The 16,879-nt window shown below is 53.1% G+C and carries 17 protein-coding genes and 1 tRNA gene; 2 read left to right on the top strand and 16 right to left on the bottom strand.

What is annotated here, in order from left to right; genetic code table 11:
* Positions 1 to 172 precede the first annotated feature (172 nt).
* A complete protein-coding gene (gene murD, locus Q7R85_02815) occupies positions 173 to 1,522 on the top strand; it encodes a UDP-N-acetylmuramoyl-L-alanine--D-glutamate ligase (protein ID MDO8585027.1) in 1,350 nt (449 codons plus the stop codon).
* Between the two features lie 32 nt (positions 1,523 to 1,554).
* Positions 1,555 to 1,628: transfer RNA gene (locus tag Q7R85_02810), tRNA-Asp, on the top strand.
* A 488-nt stretch (positions 1,629 to 2,116) separates the two neighbouring features.
* On the opposite strand, the gene Q7R85_02805 is transcribed toward Q7R85_02810, so the two are convergent.
* From Q7R85_02805 to Q7R85_02730, 16 genes are all read right to left on the bottom strand, one after another.
* On the bottom strand, positions 2,117 to 2,509 hold the full coding sequence (locus Q7R85_02805) for a hypothetical protein (protein MDO8585026.1): 393 nt from the start codon (positions 2,507 to 2,509) through the stop codon (positions 2,117 to 2,119).
* A 42-nt stretch (positions 2,510 to 2,551) separates the two neighbouring features.
* The gene (gatA, locus tag Q7R85_02800; GenBank protein ID MDO8585025.1) at positions 2,552 to 4,018 is read right to left on the bottom strand and encodes an Asp-tRNA(Asn)/Glu-tRNA(Gln) amidotransferase subunit GatA; all 1,467 of its coding nucleotides are present in this window, start codon (positions 4,016 to 4,018) and stop codon (positions 2,552 to 2,554) included.
* 2 nt (positions 4,019 to 4,020) lie between these two features.
* Entirely contained in the window at positions 4,021 to 4,320 is a 300-nt protein-coding gene (gene gatC, locus Q7R85_02795; protein ID MDO8585024.1) for an Asp-tRNA(Asn)/Glu-tRNA(Gln) amidotransferase subunit GatC, read from the bottom strand.
* 63 nt (positions 4,321 to 4,383) lie between these two features.
* Positions 4,384 to 4,656 carry a helix-turn-helix domain-containing protein gene (locus Q7R85_02790; protein MDO8585023.1) on the bottom strand — a complete coding sequence of 91 codons (273 nt, stop codon included), beginning with the start codon at positions 4,654 to 4,656 and terminating at the stop codon, positions 4,384 to 4,386.
* Between the two features lie 141 nt (positions 4,657 to 4,797).
* Positions 4,798 to 5,814: a hypothetical protein gene (locus Q7R85_02785; protein MDO8585022.1), complete on the bottom strand. Its 1,017-nt coding sequence runs from the start codon at positions 5,812 to 5,814 to the stop codon at positions 4,798 to 4,800.
* A 147-nt stretch (positions 5,815 to 5,961) separates the two neighbouring features.
* A complete protein-coding gene (gene ligA / locus Q7R85_02780; protein MDO8585021.1) occupies positions 5,962 to 8,043 on the bottom strand; it encodes an NAD-dependent DNA ligase LigA in 2,082 nt (693 codons plus the stop codon).
* Between the two features lie 75 nt (positions 8,044 to 8,118).
* Positions 8,119 to 8,493 carry a hypothetical protein gene (locus Q7R85_02775; protein ID MDO8585020.1) on the bottom strand — a complete coding sequence of 125 codons (375 nt, stop codon included), beginning with the start codon at positions 8,491 to 8,493 and terminating at the stop codon, positions 8,119 to 8,121.
* A complete protein-coding gene (locus Q7R85_02770) occupies positions 8,493 to 8,765 on the bottom strand; it encodes a hypothetical protein (protein ID MDO8585019.1) in 273 nt (90 codons plus the stop codon). The genes Q7R85_02775 and Q7R85_02770 overlap by 1 nt, the downstream gene beginning before the upstream one ends.
* A 78-nt stretch (positions 8,766 to 8,843) precedes the next feature.
* A complete protein-coding gene (locus Q7R85_02765; protein ID MDO8585018.1) occupies positions 8,844 to 10,844 on the bottom strand; it encodes a hypothetical protein in 2,001 nt (666 codons plus the stop codon).
* A gap of 83 nt (positions 10,845 to 10,927) precedes the next feature.
* Positions 10,928 to 11,458: a prepilin-type N-terminal cleavage/methylation domain-containing protein gene (locus Q7R85_02760; GenBank protein ID MDO8585017.1), complete on the bottom strand. Its 531-nt coding sequence runs from the start codon at positions 11,456 to 11,458 to the stop codon at positions 10,928 to 10,930.
* 3 nt (positions 11,459 to 11,461) lie between these two features.
* Positions 11,462 to 12,007, bottom strand: a complete 546-nt coding sequence (locus Q7R85_02755; protein MDO8585016.1) for a hypothetical protein — start codon at positions 12,005 to 12,007, stop codon at positions 11,462 to 11,464.
* A 123-nt stretch (positions 12,008 to 12,130) separates the two neighbouring features.
* Entirely contained in the window at positions 12,131 to 12,757 is a 627-nt protein-coding gene (locus Q7R85_02750) for a type II secretion system protein (GenBank protein ID MDO8585015.1), read from the bottom strand.
* Positions 12,754 to 13,635, bottom strand: a complete 882-nt coding sequence (locus Q7R85_02745) for a prepilin peptidase (protein ID MDO8585014.1) — start codon at positions 13,633 to 13,635, stop codon at positions 12,754 to 12,756. Before Q7R85_02745 ends, Q7R85_02750 begins: the two co-directional genes overlap by 4 nt.
* Positions 13,636 to 13,943: 308 nt before the next feature.
* Positions 13,944 to 14,393, bottom strand: a complete 450-nt coding sequence (locus Q7R85_02740; GenBank protein MDO8585013.1) for a prepilin-type N-terminal cleavage/methylation domain-containing protein — start codon at positions 14,391 to 14,393, stop codon at positions 13,944 to 13,946.
* Positions 14,394 to 14,464: 71 nt separating this feature from the next.
* Positions 14,465 to 15,673 (bottom strand): type II secretion system F family protein, encoded by a 1,209-nt coding sequence (locus tag Q7R85_02735; protein MDO8585012.1) that lies wholly within the window; start codon positions 15,671 to 15,673, stop codon positions 14,465 to 14,467.
* Between the two features lie 45 nt (positions 15,674 to 15,718).
* Positions 15,719 to 16,792, bottom strand: coding sequence for a PilT/PilU family type 4a pilus ATPase (locus Q7R85_02730; protein ID MDO8585011.1), 1,074 nt, complete (start codon positions 16,790 to 16,792; stop codon positions 15,719 to 15,721).
* Positions 16,793 to 16,879: the final 87 nt, after the last annotated feature.

Raw genomic sequence — 16,879 nt, 5'->3', positions numbered from 1 at the left:
CGCGAGAAAAAATTCGCGAGATACAAGTGTATATCGCTCATTTTTTCTCGCGGCGTCTCGCTCGAAACTCTTCTCAAAATCGTCTGCGAGGAGTTTTGTAACTCGAAGCTCTAGGGCTCGTGCACTCCACGAGCCCTACGCATTTTGCGATGTCACGGTTATAATACAAACGATGCCGAAAACGACCAACAAAAAAATCGCCATTCTCGGCTTCGGCCGCGAAGGCAAAGCGATATTGAAATTTTTGCAAACTTCGCCCGACTACCGCGGCGCGGAGCTTGTTATTTTTGACCACAATCCGAAAGTTAAGGTCCCCCGCGGCGCGCGCGCTATTTTAGGAAAAGATGCCCTGCAATGGCTGCATGGATTCAAGCTCATGCTCCGCTCCCCAGGCATTCCCTACCTCACACCCGAAATCCAACACGTTATAGAAGAAGGCGCGAAATGCTCCAGCGCCACAAAACTGTTTTTTGAATTGGCCACGTGCCCCATCATCGGCGTCACCGGCACCAAAGGCAAAGGCACCACCGCGACGCTTATCTACAACATCTTGAAAGCCGCCGGCCGCGACACGTATCTTTTGGGCAACATCGGCACCACGGCGCTTGAAGCGCTTCCGAAGCTCAAGAAAAAATCTATTGTTGTATTTGAACTTTCCAGTTTTCAACTGCAGGACCTTGAGTGCTCGCCGGAAATTGCCGTTATCCTAGATATTTTTCCCGACCACATGGACAGCCACCGGAGCTTTGATGAATACCTTGACGCGAAAATGCATATCGCGCGACATCAGACATCGCAAGACCGGGTTTTTTACATGAGCAATAATGATTTCAGCGCAAAAGCGGCAAATGAAGGCCGGGGCAAAAAAGTCGCCGTTTCCGCGGATGGCTTTTCTCTGTTTGCGCCAACGGACGTAAAAATCCCGGGAAGCCACAATTTCAACAATGCCGTAATGGCGGCAACGGTTGCCCGCGCGCTTGGCGTGAGCGAAAAGGTTATTACCGCAACCGTAAAACGTTTTCGTGGGCTTCCGCATCGTCTTCAGTTAGTACGCGAAATAAGCATTGTTCCGCGTAAGTCAGCGTCCAGTCCGCATCAGTCCGCGTCAGTGCGGTTCTATGATGATTCTGCCGGCACCAATCCTCAAACCGCGGCGGCGGCAGTACGCGCGTTTCATGAGCCGCTCATATTAATCGCCGGAGGTAAAGACAAAAATCTTGACTATGCGCCATTAGCGCAGGCAATCCGCAAATCTCAAAACGTGAAGAGTGTCATTCTATTCGGAGAAAATAAGAAAAAAATCAACGATGCCCTGCGTGGAAGCATGAAGCAAGGGTCAGAAATCGTGGAATGCAAAACGCTTGCCGACGCCGTCCGCGCCGCCTATCGCCTTGCTAAACGCTATACGCTAACCGCTGAACGCTCTGTTGTTGTCTTCTCCCCCGCCGCCGCAAGTTTCGATATGTTCAAGGACTACGCCGACCGCGGCGAACAATTCAAGCGTATCGTGCGTGGCTTGTGATTTTTCTAGAATATCGCTATTATATCTATCATGCGGTGGTAGCTTAGCGGTCTAAAGCGTTCCCCTGTCACGGGAAAGATCGTGGGTCCAAATCCCATCCACCGCGCTAATATAAAGAACCGGATTGTGTCCGGTTCTTTATATTAGCGGATGGGATTTGGATTGAGAAAGGGGTCGGGAAAACGGGAGTTTTCTCGTGGCGGAAATGGACACTATCGCAATTCTTGCTCTCGGCGCGGTGCGCTCCCCGCGCGCGAGCACAAGGAGCGACGACGAGGTTGTATGCACTTGCATACGCCGAGGAGGAACGACGCCGTGATTCGCGCGCGCGGTGCGCAACCCTTCGGGAAGCCGCATCTTGCCGCGCAGCGCTGTGTTGCTCGTCGCTTATGTATCCCAGGGGATACACTACACTCCTCGCGCCTTGCGCCGCGCGAGCAATCTGCGGCTTCGCGCCAGAGATAAGAATTGCGATAGGGTCCTAAACCGCTGGGTTTTAGGGAGCGACCGTAAGAAGCGACGTTCAACTCCCATCCACCGCGCACAAGTAAGTGAAATGCCCAGCCTCCTTTCAGGAAGCCGGGCATTCGCGTGTTAGATGCCATTCTGATCCGACGATGCCTCATCCTCGCGGATCGCGTTGCACACAAGATCGGAGCGCCCTTTCCGGAGCGCGTCCAATGCGCGCATACCAAGGTACGGGTTTTTCCAGCGCAGCCATTGGGCTACGCCTCGCCGCGTCATTGTCTGGCGTAGTTGCAGTGCAATCAGCCGCAGGGCAATCATCCGCAACTCATGCGCCATGGAGGGCGGCTTTCCCCTCTCCCACCGGCACACCGTCCGCGCGCGGACACCGGTCACGACCGCAAGATCCTTTCGGCTCAACAGAAACCCACAGCGCAGCACGCGCACGATTTCATCCGGATTGTCGGATTGTTCCAGCATCGTCAGCCGGAATCGTTCTCTTTTCGGATATTTTCTCTTCACGACAGACTCCTTAATGGACTACTCCTAAGAGCATAGCAAGCTTTACGCCGCCTCGTACATCTGCCCCAGACTCAAAATGTCTTCTTCGCGGAAGTGCTTGCCGATGAGCTGGAAGCCAATCGGCAAAGACGCGGATTCACGCGGACTTGACGCTGACTTCGCTGAACGAACGGGGATGGAAATTGCCGGAACGCCGGCGAGGTTCGCGGGAATCGTAAAAATGTCGGAGAGATACATCGCGAGTGGGTCATCTACTTTTTCGCCGAACTTAAACGGACGCGTGGGCGAGACCGGTGTCAAAATCATATCAACGTCACGGAATGCCTCATCGAAATCATTTTTTATCATCGCGCGCACTTTTTGCGCCTGACTGTAGTACGCGTCGTAGTAGCCGGAGGAAAGCACAAATGTGCCAAGCATAATGCGCCGCTTCACTTCCGCGCCGAAACCTGTATGGCGATTTTTCTTGTACAGTTCGGCAAGGTTATGGACGCCACGTTCAACGCCCGCGACTTTCGCGTACCGGATACCATCAAAGCGCGCGAGGTTGGAACTCACTTCCGCCGGCATAATAATGTAATAGCATGAGAGCGCGTGAGCCGTGTGCGGCAAACTGATTTCCCTTATCTTCAATCCGAGCCCTTTGATCGTTGCAATAACCTTGTCCATCGCGAATTTGACTTCCGGCTCCAGACCTTCAATAAAATATTCCTTCGGCAACCCGACGGTCATGTTTTTGATTTCGTTCTCGTGCACATGCGTCACCTCATCATCGTAGGGGAGGTTGACGCTCGTCGCGTCAAATTTGTCATATCCCGCAATGCCTCGGAAAAGCAATGCCGCATCTTCCACGGTTTTCGCAAATGGTCCGATCTGATCCAAGCTTGATGCCATCGCAATCAAACCGTAACGCGAAACCGCGCCGTAGGTGGGCTTCAACCCAACGACGCCGCAAAATCCCGCGGGCTGGCGGATAGAGCCGCCGGTATCTGACCCAAACGCACCCAACGCCATGTCCCCCGCCACCGCGGCAGCCGAGCCGCCGGACGAGCCGCCGGGTACTCTAGTGAGGTCACGGGGATTTTTTGTCTTTTTGTACGCGGAATTTTCCGTGGACGATCCCATCGCAAACTCGTCCATGTTGGTTTTTCCCAAAAACACCGCGCCCTCATCTTTTAGTTTTTTAATAACGGTCGCGTCATACACGCCAACGTGATGCTCCAGCATTTTTGAGCCGGCGGTCGCGGGAACGCCAGTGATGAGCATATTATCCTTAATCGCGAGCGGGACTCCGGCAAGCGCGCCAACTGCCTCGCCTTTCGCGATGCGCGCGTCAACACTCTTCGCCTGCGCCAACGCCGCTTCATTCATCACGTGCAAATACGCGCCAATCTCGTCGTCATTTTTTTCAATGCGCCCAAGATAGCCCCTCGTCACCTCCTCCGCGGAAAACTCCTTTTTCCGCAGTCCGTCAGCAAACTTTTTTATTGTTAGGTCTTCAACCTTCATAATTATTCAAACACTGGCGGGATTTTGTTATATCCGCCTTCGCTTTCGGGAAACTCGGCGATAATTTTGCGCGAGACCTCCATCATGTCCCCCTGCGGCTCCTCGTCGCTCCGAAACGCGTTCGTCAGCATAGTGCCGCCGGTCATCGGCGCGATATTCTTTGTATCCACGCTCTGCAACTCCTTCACGTGCGCCAAAATTTTCCCGAGATCGTCGGTAAACTTCCCCGCCTCATTTTCATCAAGTTCAAGCCGCGCAAGGTCCGCCAAATGTTCCACGAGCTGTTTAGTGATTTCCGCCATAGTACTAGTTTAATCAAAAAGCGTCATTGCGCCAATGTTGCATTTCGTAAAAATCGGTATTATCTATTCCAATATTCTCAAGAATTTGAGAATAGACTTACCGCGATCGGAAAGCGCATGACGCACCATGTTCCCCTCGTTGCGTTTAAGGACGAGTCCGGCGATGGCGAGTCGCCGCGCGTGTTCGGATATTGTTTTAAAATTCACTTTCAGCTTCCGCGCAATCTCAAAAACCGAGAGCTCCGGCTCCGCCGACAGCAATCGCATAATCTCAATGCGCCGATGGTTCGCGAACCCTTTCACGATACGCTCGATTTTCCGCTCCGGTGATGCCATCGCTTTATATTAACATAATTAACATACCGCAATATCTATTCTCAAATTCTCAAGAATTTGAGAATAGATATGTAAATAAAATTTTATAAAAATGGTTACGGCTCGGATCTTCGTGACCCGAGCCGCGATACGTTTTTCGTGCTAGCGACTACGATGCGCGTCCTCCAGGACACGCACGTTAAGCGTTTTCATGCCCTTCATCAAGGCGAAATCCTCCGCCGAAAGACTCAGGGCGATCAGCTCATGCTTACCGTACGCATACGGAAGGTGCTTCACGAAAATCCCGTAAGTGACGTTGGGCTTCGCCCCACTTGTCGCCGAGCACACGATTTCTTCGCCGTCGTACTGACGAAGTTCGGCCAGCGAGAGCGGCTTCGGTGCCGTCAGTTTGCGCACCGCTTCGCCGAGCAGCCCTACGATGCCGCTCGCATCGTTGCCCTCCAGCTTGGGACTCTCGCCGCGCGTCGCCGATTCATTCGTACCGACGTCCGGCTTTTTCGCCTTTGCAAGTTCGGCCTCGATCCTCGCGACATCCAGCGTCTTCATCTCCTTCGTGATGGCGTAAGCCGCGTCGTCAAGGTAGATCAGCGTATTCTCTTTGCAGCCCTTGAACGGTCCTTTTCGGAGAGGATGCATTACATGAACTACGCGTAACTCGTCGAAGCGTTGGATGATTACATCACCGTCGTATTCGCCGATCTCGGATGGTGCGGGCATATACCACCAATAGCTGTTATACGCCCCTTTCCTATCATCAATCCACTCTTCGTTCCCGACGAACTCCGTGGATGCCACCGCGGTCGCCTTGCGGTTGTCATCCACATCGGCGGCCGTACGCTCGAGCGCGAAATAGAACTCCTGAACCTGATCGGCCATCGCCTTCTGCTTCGCACTCACGCGCTCATCCGACGCGGAGCCTTCGAACCAGCAGAATACAGTCAAGAGGATGCCGATGCTGACACTCATGGCGAAGATGATGTTGTTGCGCTTCGCCGTCTCACCGAGATTCGTCACCTGCCGCCAGAGCCTCCGACGGTCTTCCTCGTCCCACTTCGCGGCCGCCGATTGCGCCGGCGTCAGTTGCGGCGTTGCCGGAACCGGCTTCGGGTCATCGTTCTCGTAGCGCTCGTACCGACGAGTGCTGTGAACGTCCGACATGACTCACCTCCACAAAAAGAGACATTGCCCGGGAACAGTTCCCGATGCTGAAGACATATTACGACAGATGGCGCGAAAAAGCAAGTGGTATACGGCGGAAAAACCGGCTGGATTCCCGCTTCCGCGGGAATGACATACGCCCAAGCGCTACTTAATCATCCCCAGAAACCCTTTCTCGTCCAGCGTTGGCACGCCGAGTTTTTTGGCTTGCGCGAATTTTGAGCCGGGCTCCGCGCCCACCACGACATACGACGTATGTTTTGAAACGGACTCGTTCACGTCGCCACCAGCCGCACGGATTTTTTCTTTTGCTTGCTCGCGGCTCATCGTTTGAAGCGTGCCGGTGAGCACAAAAGTTTTCCCTGAAAACTTTTGTTGTCCGATGACCGATGTTCGGTGTTCGATGACCACGCCGGCTTTCGCGAGTTTTTCCACAAACTTCACATTGCGCGGTTCGTGGAACCAGCCATAAATGCTTTGCGCGACTTTTGGGCCGATGTCCGGGACTTCCTGCAATTGGTCAAGGGAGAGGGAGAGGAAAAATCGCAGCACGCCGCTTATGGTAGCCCTTCGACTCGTCCCGATTGCTATCGGAACTCGCTCAGGGAATAATTTATTCATTATAAATTGCGCAAGCGCCCTGGCGGTCTCTTCGCCGACGTGCAGAATGCCCAAGCTATAAATGAGGCGATCAAGCGAAATTTTTTTACGCAACTGCAGTTCTTCAATAATATTCTCCGCGGATTTTTCCCCGAAACGCTCCAGCGCTTCAACGTCGCCTTTTTGCAACGTAAATAAATCAGCGGCATCAGTAATAAGCCCTTCATCAAGAAAACGGTCAATGACTTTCGGACCGACGCCTTCTATATTAAAGGCATTCTGGCTTACAAAATGATAAAGTCCTTCGCGCAACCGGGCGCCGCAATACGGATTGGAACATCGGTGCGCCACGCCGTCACGAATGACTTTTGAGCCATCCACCGGGCATATGAGCGGCATCGTAAACGCTTTTTCTTTGCCGGTACGCATTTCTTTCAACACTTTCGTCACCTGCGGAATCACGTCGCCCGCGCGGCTCACAATCACCGTGTCTCCGATTTTTAAACCCAACCGTTCAATTTCGTCCATATTATGAAGCGTCGCGTGCGTGATGGTAACGCCACCCACATTCACCGGACGCATTTCGGCAACCGGAGTTAAGGCGCCGGTGCGGCCAACATTTATAATAACGCGCTCCACCACCGTTGTTGCTTCGCGTGGAGAAAACTTATACGCCATTGCGGCGCGCGGCGCTTTACCGATAACCGCGCCGTCTTCAAATGTTTTATTGTCGTTCACGATGACGACGATGCCGTCTATTTCGTACAACAATCCGTCACGATGTTTCTCCCAATAGTTGCGAATGGCGAAAACGTCCCGTAACGTGCCGGCGCGCTTGTTGTCCGGATTTGTTTTAAAGCCAAACGATTTCAACGCCGCGTGCTCCTCTTCGTGGGTTTTAAACCCTTCGACGTAGCTCAGGGGGTAAGAGGAAACAATATCATATTGAAACGAATCCAGTTTACGCGCCGCCATAACTTTCGGGTCCAGCTGGCGGATGGAACCCGCGGCAAAGTTACGCGGGTTCGCATAGATTTTTTCACCACTTGCTGCTTGTTCTTTATTGATGCGGGCAAATTCTTTTTTCGTCAAAAATACTTCGCCGCGCACCACGAGGCGCTTCGGCGGATTACCCTCAAGCCGCAATGGAATCGCTTCCACGGTGCGGATGTTTTGCGTGACATCCTCCCCCACTAATCCATCGCCGCGCGTGCCGCCACGCACGAATACGCCGTCAACATATTCCAGCTCAATCGCGAGGCCGTCAATTTTCAGTTCACAGTAAAATGTCCGGTCGTTTTCCGAAACTTTATGCCCCAAGTAATTCTCCAGACGCGTGAGCCATTCGCGCATATCAGCCTCCGAAAACGCATCGTTAAAGGAGAGCATCGGCTTCTCATGCCGAAGTTTTTTAAATTCCTTGAGCGGACGCCCTCCCACGCGCTGTGTTGGGGAATCCGCCGTCACAAACTCCGGAAACTGCGTCTCAAGATCAAACAGTTCTTTTTTTAACGCATCAAGCGCTTCATCGGAAATCTCCTGCTTATCCAAGACGTGATAAAGATACCGGTGATGGTGAATCACCTTTTTTAGTTGCTCAATGCGGGCTTTGGCGGCCGCTTTATCCATGCACTTATTATAGATGAATGAAGCCCTTCGACAAGCTCAGGGAGTAAGCGTGCTGGTGGCCAGTGGCTCGCGCTTCTACTCAAAGGCGGCGAACAGTAACTCAAATGCGCGGGCGATTTTTTTGCGGCCGTCCGCGTAGCCGGTGGATTTTACCGACTCACCGCTCGGATTCATTTTTGTTTCAAAAACGGCGTTGTTCGCGAGCGTCGGCGGCGGCTCGGCACACCGCGTGGGCGCGGTATCGGGGTCCGCGCAGCGGAAATGTTTGTACAACTCCCACTCCACACCAGTATCCGCCGCAAAGATGGCGCGCGTTGAATCAGATGCCGCGGTTGCAAGACGCAATTGTGTAAGCGTCAAATATCCCGAGATTGCTGTGATGGCCAAAAACACGCCGGAGAGAATCACGACGGCCATGAGCATCACCTGTCCGTCTTCGCGTTTCATCATTAGAACTGATATTGAGGAGAAAGTACGGAGGGTTTCGCGGTAGGAGAAGCGATAAACGTCGGAATGATTCCTTTCGACTGGAGCCACATTGCAATAAGGTACGTGATGCCGAACGCGACAAACGACCACGCGATAATCACTGCGCCCTCTTTGCGGTGTTCCGGTTCCATCGCCAGCGCGATTCCGTATATCAACCCCACCGCCGCATTCATAAATCCCGCGACAATCCCGATCCAAAACCACTTCCGATACATAAGAAATTTGTCTTCCATAGAATTAGCTTCGTTAGATTACTAGCGTTATTAGATTTTTAGGCTCAACTGACAACTTAGCGTCCATCGACCGGCAAACTATGGCGGCACCTCGCGCAAACCCGGGCGAGTGACATTTATAGTGGTTTGCGTGGTGGTGGAGCCGTCGGCGTTTTCGCATCGCAGGGTGTAGGTGGTGTTCGCGGTGGGCGCAACGGTCTTTGTCCCCTCCGGCACCGCGACGGATGCTCCGTCGATCGCGCACGCATCAACCTCTCTACAGCTCCAACCAAGCCGTGAGGTTTCGCCGCGCACGATACTCTCCGGACTCGCGCCAAAGGTACACGCCGGGAAACACGCGGTACGCGTTGGCAGAACATTTGACTCGGCATTTCGCCCGAAACTCCCATGCGCGATGACAGTGTAGGAGTAATTAGTTGAGCGCGTGAGCGGCGCGTCGCGGTACGTGGTTTGCGACGCGGAAATCCCCGTCACGATCACCACGCCATCCCGCAGCACATCGTAGGTCGCGGCGTTTTCCACAACAACCGAAAGCGTTACCGCGGTGCACTCCCCCGCTCCCGCACCACCTCCGCCAAGCGCGATGATTGCTCGCGGCTCCGAGCCGCAATCGGGCGTGCGAATTCCGAGCGCCGCCGAATCCACGTTTTCCACGCCGTTAGTCGCCCGCACGACGTAGGAATATGCCGTGTTTTGATCAAGGTCACTGTCGGCGTATCGTGTTTCGGTTGCGGGAATATTTACCGCAACCGGCGCGCCATCTCTGAACACATGATAAAAGGTCGCATTTTCGGTTGTGACGCCGAGCGTCACTGCCTCACACTGCGTTTCAAGGAGCGCTGTTTGCGCTGATAGCGCGGACGCCGCCCCCGCCGCGCATGCAGACGTCGCCGTTGTCACTTCGTTTGACTCGCCGGTCTCACTGCCTTTTCGCGCAATAACGCGATACCGATAGGTTGTGGCTGGCGCGAGACCCGTGTCGTTATACACCTGTTCGTCCGAGGAAATATTCGTGGCGATTGTGGCGCCATCGCGCAGTACATCATATGTTTCGGCGTTTGCCGGAGTTACCGACAATGTGACGAAATTGCATCCCGTCTGCGCGGTATTTACAACCGCCACAGGGGTAACGGGCGCTGGACAGGTTGCGGGATCAAGCGCGCTGACGCGAAACGGACCCGCGAACACCGTTCCCGGACGATACCACTGGCCGGCAACCCGACGGCAAGCGCTATTTCCCCCACAGTCTTGATACGCGGCATAGTTAAAATATGGAAATGTTGCCGGCGAACCCGCAACCGCGGTCAAAAATTTATTATCCAACGAAAGAAGCGTCCCGTCCCCGCCAGACAAGTGCACACGCGGATAATTTTTCAGGACTTTCGCGGCATAGATGACGTAACTATTCTCCGGCGCCGATTGATCCAATATCTGACAAACGCCGCTTTGCGAACATATGTCACCGTACCGCGCAATGCGAATCGGCGTCGTACTTATCCCTACATCGCTTAGATAGTTCGCGTAGCTATTACTCTCCGTCTCCACATACGCACGCCCCGTTCCGTCGTTTGCCGCGTCGTAAAATCCGGGCGCCATAGGATCGCGGACATTAAACCCGCGCTTACTCCCCATCCATATCGCAAGATAATAATCGAGAAACGCAGGGTCCGGGACGATTGAAAATCGATAGATCGCGATTTGGTCATCCGGGCTTGCGACGCCCGGCTCGGTGTCAAAAAACCGCATGCCGTTGTCCGATGAACAATTTCCCGTGCCGCTGGAAACAATCGCAATCGGATTTTCGGTTGACCCACCGCAAATGAGTCCAGTGCCGCAGGCCACTCCGGTTGTGATAAGCGCGGCGGATATGCCGCCGAGCGAAACCGATCCGGTCATTAGATTAATTCCAAGAAGCGCAAGCGCTCCACCACCCGTTAAAACAACAAGCGCCACCGTCACAACTGCGGCAATAACAGTCCAAAACACGCTCCAAAAACTCGCTTCGGCGACGTTCACGCTCAACGAAAACGTCGCGACGACGATAATGAAAAACCAGATAAAAAATGATGAGCGGAACATAAAATATTGTAACGCTTCGACATCGCTCGGCGAATAATTATTGCCTGAGTTTATCGAAGGCCTATATTTATTTCATTATAACATTATGGAACGTCCAAAAGGCGGGGCGTCACCGTTGTTTGCACCGCGGTTGTTACGCCTGCGATATCGCGTCCGGTAGCGCCAACAGACATCGCGATAGTCACGCGTGGCTGGAGACTGTCGGTGTTTAGCTCACCCGCCAGCGCGAAATGTAGCGTGGTCACGAGTGCCGTATTCGCGGTGATTGGAGTAAACGCTCCGGCGCCGCTCCTCTTTTCAACGCGTCCGGCGTTCAGCCGGTAAACAGCTTCCGTTCCAACACGGTCGTTAAAATGCAACTCGCTCGGTCCAACGAGGGAGAAATCCGTACCGACGCGGATGTCGCGCGCCATTTGCTCCAGCGCAAATGACGCCGTGTCATTCGCGGCCATCAGGCGCAATGTCGCCCGCTCCGTCCGCAACGCCTCAATAAAAGCCCCGCTTATAATAGAGAGCACAATCAAAAATAAGCCAACGGCGATAAGGAGCTCTACGATGGTGAAGCCGGCAGCCTGCTTTCTTGCTTTTTTGCTTTCTTGCTTTTTTGCTTTCATATCCTACGGACATCCCGGAATTCCGGGCGTGCAGCGCCAATTAAATAAATGATCTTCCACGTCTATGGACGATTGGATACCGCGTGACGTCCAACGCACAACGGAACGCACGCCCAATTCTTCAATCGGTGAGCCAATAGGCGAAACGGTAATAGTACGATAAAACGCTGTTTCGGCGCCGGCGTCGTAACTATAAAATGTTCCGTCGAAACGCAGTGGCCGGTCGGCGCGAGGAGTGAGCTCCTCATCGTTGTAGTCCATTTCATACTCCCCAGGCGACGAAGGAAGCCCCTCATTCCATGCGGTGCCGCGCAAAAAGTTTGTGCCCACGAGATTACGCGCGAGCTCTATGCCTTCCGCGGAAAGATTTGAGGCAATGTAACGTTCCGCAACCACGCGCTGCAAACCCAATGAACGCGTAAGCAGTGTAAAGAGCGCCAGCAAGCCCACCGTCGCGATGGAAATCGCAATGACCGCCTCAATGAGGGCGATGCCACCCTGGGAGACGTAAGACGTAGGAGGTAAGAAGTAAGAAGGGCGGCGGAGCATATGTTTAGGATAGCACAGCGAAAATTCCAAATATCTAATTTCAAATTTCTAATAAATGTCTAATGATTTAAATGCTCCCTTCCTTAATTTGGAATTTGATATTTGAAATTGGAAATTTTCGCGCTATTCTTCCACTTGGCCGTAGTCGTTCACATTCAAGGTACTTCCCGAGGAGCCGTCGGGAGTACCAATAACGACGCGTAATTGACCGACAGCGCCGGAATTACCGTTCCGGATAATGCGCGGATCCGGAGGAATAAAAAGAATGTCGCTCATGAAATCCGCCGCGCCGACATTTCCGAACTCAATGCCAGAGTCCAGCGTGAAAAATTCCACGTCCTCATCGTTTTTGCCGTCGCCGTTTGCATCTCTGTTTATGTCATAGATGCCGTTTGCGCGGAGTGCGGGGTCGGCGTCATTGCAATCCCCGTTTCCGGCCGTATCGCGCCAGAGCACATACCGCCGCACCGGACTCTCGCCGGTAAATACATGGATGCCGTAGCCGCATTCCGGCGGATCATACTGATACGTCGCAACAGCGAGTGACCGCGCGCGATACATCATCGCGATAAACTCGCTCTTATTTTTCAATATTTTAATTTGCGCGCTGCCGGAACGCGAGTACCCGATGAATACCGCGGAAAGCAGCGCCATGACACTGACAGATACGATGACTTCGGCAAGGGTAAAACCCCGGGAGTAGTCGCGAATAATGCGAATCTGGCGCAAAATAATGCGAATGGGACTCATGTGATATTAAAGAAATTAAAATACCATTGCGCGATATCGTAGCCGAAAAACACCACAAATGTGGCGCCCAGCACGATAAACGGACCAAAGGGGACGGCGTCCTTCAGCGACTTTGTTCCGGCAAGAAGCAAACGTACGCCGTAGAGCGACCCGAAAACAAAGGCGAAGACAATAACAAGGGCAATGTCCGGCCAGCCGAACAGCAGCCCCAGCGCGCCCACAAGCTTCAAGTCACCGAGGCCCATGCCCCGACCACGCGTCGCGGCAATAATAACACCAAAGAAACCTGCCCCGATAAGCGCGCCCATCGCGATATTTACAAACACATTTTCCCTAAGACCGGCGAGCAGCGCGTAGTTTCCCAAAAATGTTCCGTACGTTGTATCGAACTTGTCGTACCAAAAAAGAATCCCTGCGCGCGCAACGCCAAGCGCCGCAAGCGTCCAGTTTAATCCGTTCGGAATAATGTAGAGTTGGATATCAATAAGCGCGATGAGCAGAAACACGAGAAGCGCAAGCGTCCAAATGGCGATAAGCGCGTAATACCAGATAAGCGTGTCGTTCACGGCAAGCAGGTGCGCGAGGCCGAAGTGATTACTGAAATAGAGCGGCAAAAGAAAAATAAATCCTGAGACAAGTTCAACTATCGGGTATCGGAACGAGAGCGGATGGCGACAATAGCGACATTTGGCGCGAAGGAGGAGAAAACTCAAAAGCGGAATCAAATCGTGCGAACGTAGCTGTGTGTTGCACGAAGAACAGCGCGAACGTCCGCCGATTGAACGGAAATTAAAACCTTTGTCGGGGTCGTAGCGCAGCGCGACGACGTTTAAAAAACTGCCAATGGCTAATCCGAAGATGAAAAGCAGTGCGTACATAGAGGGAGTAATCGCGAATATATCAGTCAGAAAGCCCGACATAGTATTGCTCGCGGGTTCGGCTCAGTCGCCTTTGGCGACTGGCCTTAACGTCTCGGCGATTCGGTCCAATGTGTTCATCGGACACCATGCCGAATCGCCTCCGACAAACCCGCTCACAACACTATGCCGAGCTTTCTCGCTATAACAACAAATTGAGAAGAAGCGCAGAAATGGAGTGATCGCGCGAAGCCCCGAGGAGGTGTAGTTGGAAACTACTTCGACGAGGGGCGACAATGCGAGCGCTCATTTCTGCGCTTCTTCCTTTTCTAAAACTGCACGCAGTAGAAGGGGTCACTGCAATCTTGCCCAAAGACCGTGCCGTCCACGTCATCGTTCAAGACGGGGTTTGCCGGATCTTCGAGCTGCGCGCGTAACGCATAGCTCTGCGGTCCATTACCCGCCGCCGGTCCCGCCGCGTAATCGTATGACCGCGAACCTCCCAGCGGATCATTGGAAATCTTTGAAACGCCGATGCTCGCGCCTACCAACACAGTCTCCAAGGCACTCCAGCTGTTCACATCCGGGTACGCGATGTTTTGGGTGTAGAAAAGCTCAAGTGCATTCTGCGTCTGGCGCAAGTCCGCCACACGGCGCGCATCACGCCCTCTCGCGCGGAAACTGCCCAAACCTACCAGTACGATGGATGCCAAGAGACCGATGATGGCAACCACGATCAGAACTTCAATGAGCGTAAAACCTGATTTTTTATTTTGCATAACAATTTGAAAGCAAAACTCGACCTTTCGATAAATATATCTATTATAGTAGCATATTGAGCGAGTTCTTTCTAAAACGCCCGCACCAAGCTGTAGAGCGGCAAGAGGAGTGAGGCGAAGAGGAGCCCCGTAAGAACGCCGACCACGACCATCAGCGCAGGTTGAATGAGCTCCACGAGATTGGTAACCAAGTCATCCACTTCGCGCGTATAAAATGTGGCGAGCCGCTTTAACATGTCGTCCAGTTTTCCGGTGGATTCCCCCACCGCGATCATCTGGCTCACAATCGCGGGGAAATATGTTTCGTTTTTTTCCAGCGTCGCGGACATCAGCTCTCCACGCCTTATTCCCGCCGCGGCTTCTTTTAATGCCTCGCGGTACACGTCGCTGCCGATGGTGTCCGCGCTGATTTCAATCGCCTGCGCGATGGGGATGCCGCCGCGGATCAACACATTCACCGCTTCCGCGAACCGCGCGACGTATGTTTTCACGAACAACTGCCCGAACACCGGCAACTTCACGCTGATTTGGTCTATCACAATTTTCCCCTCGCGACTGCGCGCGTAGTCAATCGCCATAAAAAGAAATATCGCGGAGACAATCACCACCGCAAACCACCAGTTGGCCAAAAAGTTCCCCGCGCCGATGAGCACGCGCGTGGGGAGTGGCAATTGCACGCCGGATTCTTCAAAAATCGGTCCGATCTGCGGGAACACAACGCCGATCAAGATTCCCGCGACCACCACAAACAACCCCACGACAAACGCCGGGTAGATAAGCGCGTTTTTCACCTTTGACTGCAAGATATGCTCTTTCTCCAAATAATCCGCCAAAAAACCCATCACTTCTTCAACTCTACCCGTGACTTCCGCCGAGCGTACCAGATTTACATAAAAATTATCAAACACGTTGCCGTGCTTCCCAAGCGCCTGCGAAAGCGACAACCCCGCGTCAATATCCGACGATATTTCAAAAATCGTTTCGCGGAGAATTGCGTTGGTCGTCTGACGATATAAACTTTTGAGTGTATCGCCGAGCGGAATCTCCGCTTCCAACATGGTGGAGAATTGCCGCGTGAAAATGGCGACGTCCAATAACTTCACGCGACGAAAATAATCCGCAACGTGCGTCAAAAACGTCGGCTCGCGCTCGGCCTCAATGCTTAACACATAAAGGTCGTGACCGGAAAGCATCTGGAACGCCGCCTCGCGGCTGCCGGATTCCACATAACCCATCTGCATCTCACCGGATTTTGTGCGCGCGCTGTATTGGTATTTCATGGCACCATATAAGTCCTATAAGACCTATTGGACTTATAGGTCCTATTAAATCCTTTGAAGAAGAATTCTTAATTCCGACGGATTTTGCGAATAAGTTTCCGCGACTTCCGGCGTGATCATCCGCTGTTTCACCAAATTCACGAGCGAACGGTTCAGCGACATCATCCCCTCCTGCATACTTGTTTCAATCACGAGGTCAATTTGATAGGACTTGCGCTCGCGGATAAGATTGCGGATGGCGGAGTTCACAATCATGATTTCACAGGCAGGCACCCTGCCTCCGTCCACTTTGCTCACCAGCCGTTCGGAGACAATGGCGACGAGCGTCGCGGCCAATTGCGAAGTCACCTGACCCTGCTGTTCCGCCGGGAAGGTGTCAATGATGCGGTCAATGGTCTGCGAAGCGGAGTTAGTGTGCAACGTTGAAAACACCAAGTGTCCAGTTTCGGCGGCGGTCAACGCGGTGGAAAACGATATGTGGTCGCGCATTTCGCCGATCATCACGACGTCCGGATCTTGCCGAAGGAGCGAGCGAAGCGCGCGATGAAATGTTGGCGTGTCCAGCTTCACTTCGCGCTGGGAGATGATGGCGCGGTCCTGTTCAAATAGATATTCAATCGGATCTTCAATCGTGATGATGTGGTCCATGCGCGTATGGTTCACTTCATCGGTCATCGCGGCGATGGTTGTGGACTTGCCGTGACCGGCGGGACCGACCACGAGAATGAAACCTTGCGAAAGTTTCGTGAAATCGTGTAAAATTGGCGGCAGGTTCAGCTCTTCAATCGTTTGGATTTTGGCAGGAATAAGACGAAGCGCCGCCGCCAAAAATCCACGCTGGGAATACACGTTCACGCGAAAGCGGGCCTTGTCTTCGAAGGCGTATGCGAAATCAATTTCTTTTTCTTCCTCAAGCTGTTTCTTTTGCTCCGGAGTCAAGAGCGCCATAATAAGCCCGGTCGCCTCCTCCGGCGTTATGACGGGTTCTTTTTGAAGCGGAATAAGCGCGCCGTCAACCCGGATGATGGGCTTCCGTCCGACGGCAATATGCAAATCCGACGCGTTCTGCGTCGCGGTGGTCAATAATAATTCGTTCAGTTTTTGTTGATGTTCGGTCATGGCACGAAAGAAAACATTTAAGCAAGTAAGCATAGAAGCAACGGAGCGTTCTCGTGCACTTTCTTGCTTTTGTGTTTTTATTGCTTT

The sequence above is a fragment of the bacterium genome, from assembly GCA_030649055.1.
In the GTDB taxonomy this organism is placed as follows: domain Bacteria; phylum Patescibacteriota; class Minisyncoccia; order UBA6257; family JAUSGH01; genus JAUSGH01.
The sequence above is the reverse complement of the archived record's forward strand: the minus strand, read 5'-3'. Positions and strand labels throughout refer to the sequence as shown.

What these genes read in the sequence shown, in the direction of transcription:
- murD (MDO8585027.1), top strand. Translation starts at nt 173, where the DNA reads ATGCCGAAAACGACCAACAAAAAAATCGCCATTCTCGGCTTCGGCCGC.
- gatA (MDO8585025.1), bottom strand. Translation starts at nt 4,018, where the DNA reads ATGAAGGTTGAAGACCTAACAATAAAAAAGTTTGCTGACGGACTGCGG.
- gatC (MDO8585024.1), bottom strand. Translation starts at nt 4,320, where the DNA reads ATGGCGGAAATCACTAAACAGCTCGTGGAACATTTGGCGGACCTTGCG.
- Q7R85_02790 (MDO8585023.1), bottom strand. Translation starts at nt 4,656, where the DNA reads ATGGCATCACCGGAGCGGAAAATCGAGCGTATCGTGAAAGGGTTCGCG.
- Q7R85_02785 (MDO8585022.1), bottom strand. Translation starts at nt 5,814, where the DNA reads ATGTCGGACGTTCACAGCACTCGTCGGTACGAGCGCTACGAGAACGAT.
- ligA (MDO8585021.1), bottom strand. Translation starts at nt 8,043, where the DNA reads ATGGATAAAGCGGCCGCCAAAGCCCGCATTGAGCAACTAAAAAAGGTG.
- Q7R85_02775 (MDO8585020.1), bottom strand. Translation starts at nt 8,493, where the DNA reads ATGATGAAACGCGAAGACGGACAGGTGATGCTCATGGCCGTCGTGATT.
- Q7R85_02770 (MDO8585019.1), bottom strand. Translation starts at nt 8,765, where the DNA reads ATGGAAGACAAATTTCTTATGTATCGGAAGTGGTTTTGGATCGGGATT.
- Q7R85_02765 (MDO8585018.1), bottom strand. Translation starts at nt 10,844, where the DNA reads ATGTTCCGCTCATCATTTTTTATCTGGTTTTTCATTATCGTCGTCGCG.
- Q7R85_02760 (MDO8585017.1), bottom strand. Translation starts at nt 11,458, where the DNA reads ATGAAAGCAAAAAAGCAAGAAAGCAAAAAAGCAAGAAAGCAGGCTGCC.
- Q7R85_02755 (MDO8585016.1), bottom strand. Translation starts at nt 12,007, where the DNA reads ATGCTCCGCCGCCCTTCTTACTTCTTACCTCCTACGTCTTACGTCTCC.
- Q7R85_02750 (MDO8585015.1), bottom strand. Translation starts at nt 12,757, where the DNA reads ATGAGTCCCATTCGCATTATTTTGCGCCAGATTCGCATTATTCGCGAC.
- Q7R85_02745 (MDO8585014.1), bottom strand. Translation starts at nt 13,635, where the DNA reads ATGTACGCACTGCTTTTCATCTTCGGATTAGCCATTGGCAGTTTTTTA.
- Q7R85_02740 (MDO8585013.1), bottom strand. Translation starts at nt 14,393, where the DNA reads ATGCAAAATAAAAAATCAGGTTTTACGCTCATTGAAGTTCTGATCGTG.
- Q7R85_02735 (MDO8585012.1), bottom strand. Translation starts at nt 15,673, where the DNA reads ATGAAATACCAATACAGCGCGCGCACAAAATCCGGTGAGATGCAGATG.
- Q7R85_02730 (MDO8585011.1), bottom strand. Translation starts at nt 16,792, where the DNA reads ATGACCGAACATCAACAAAAACTGAACGAATTATTATTGACCACCGCG.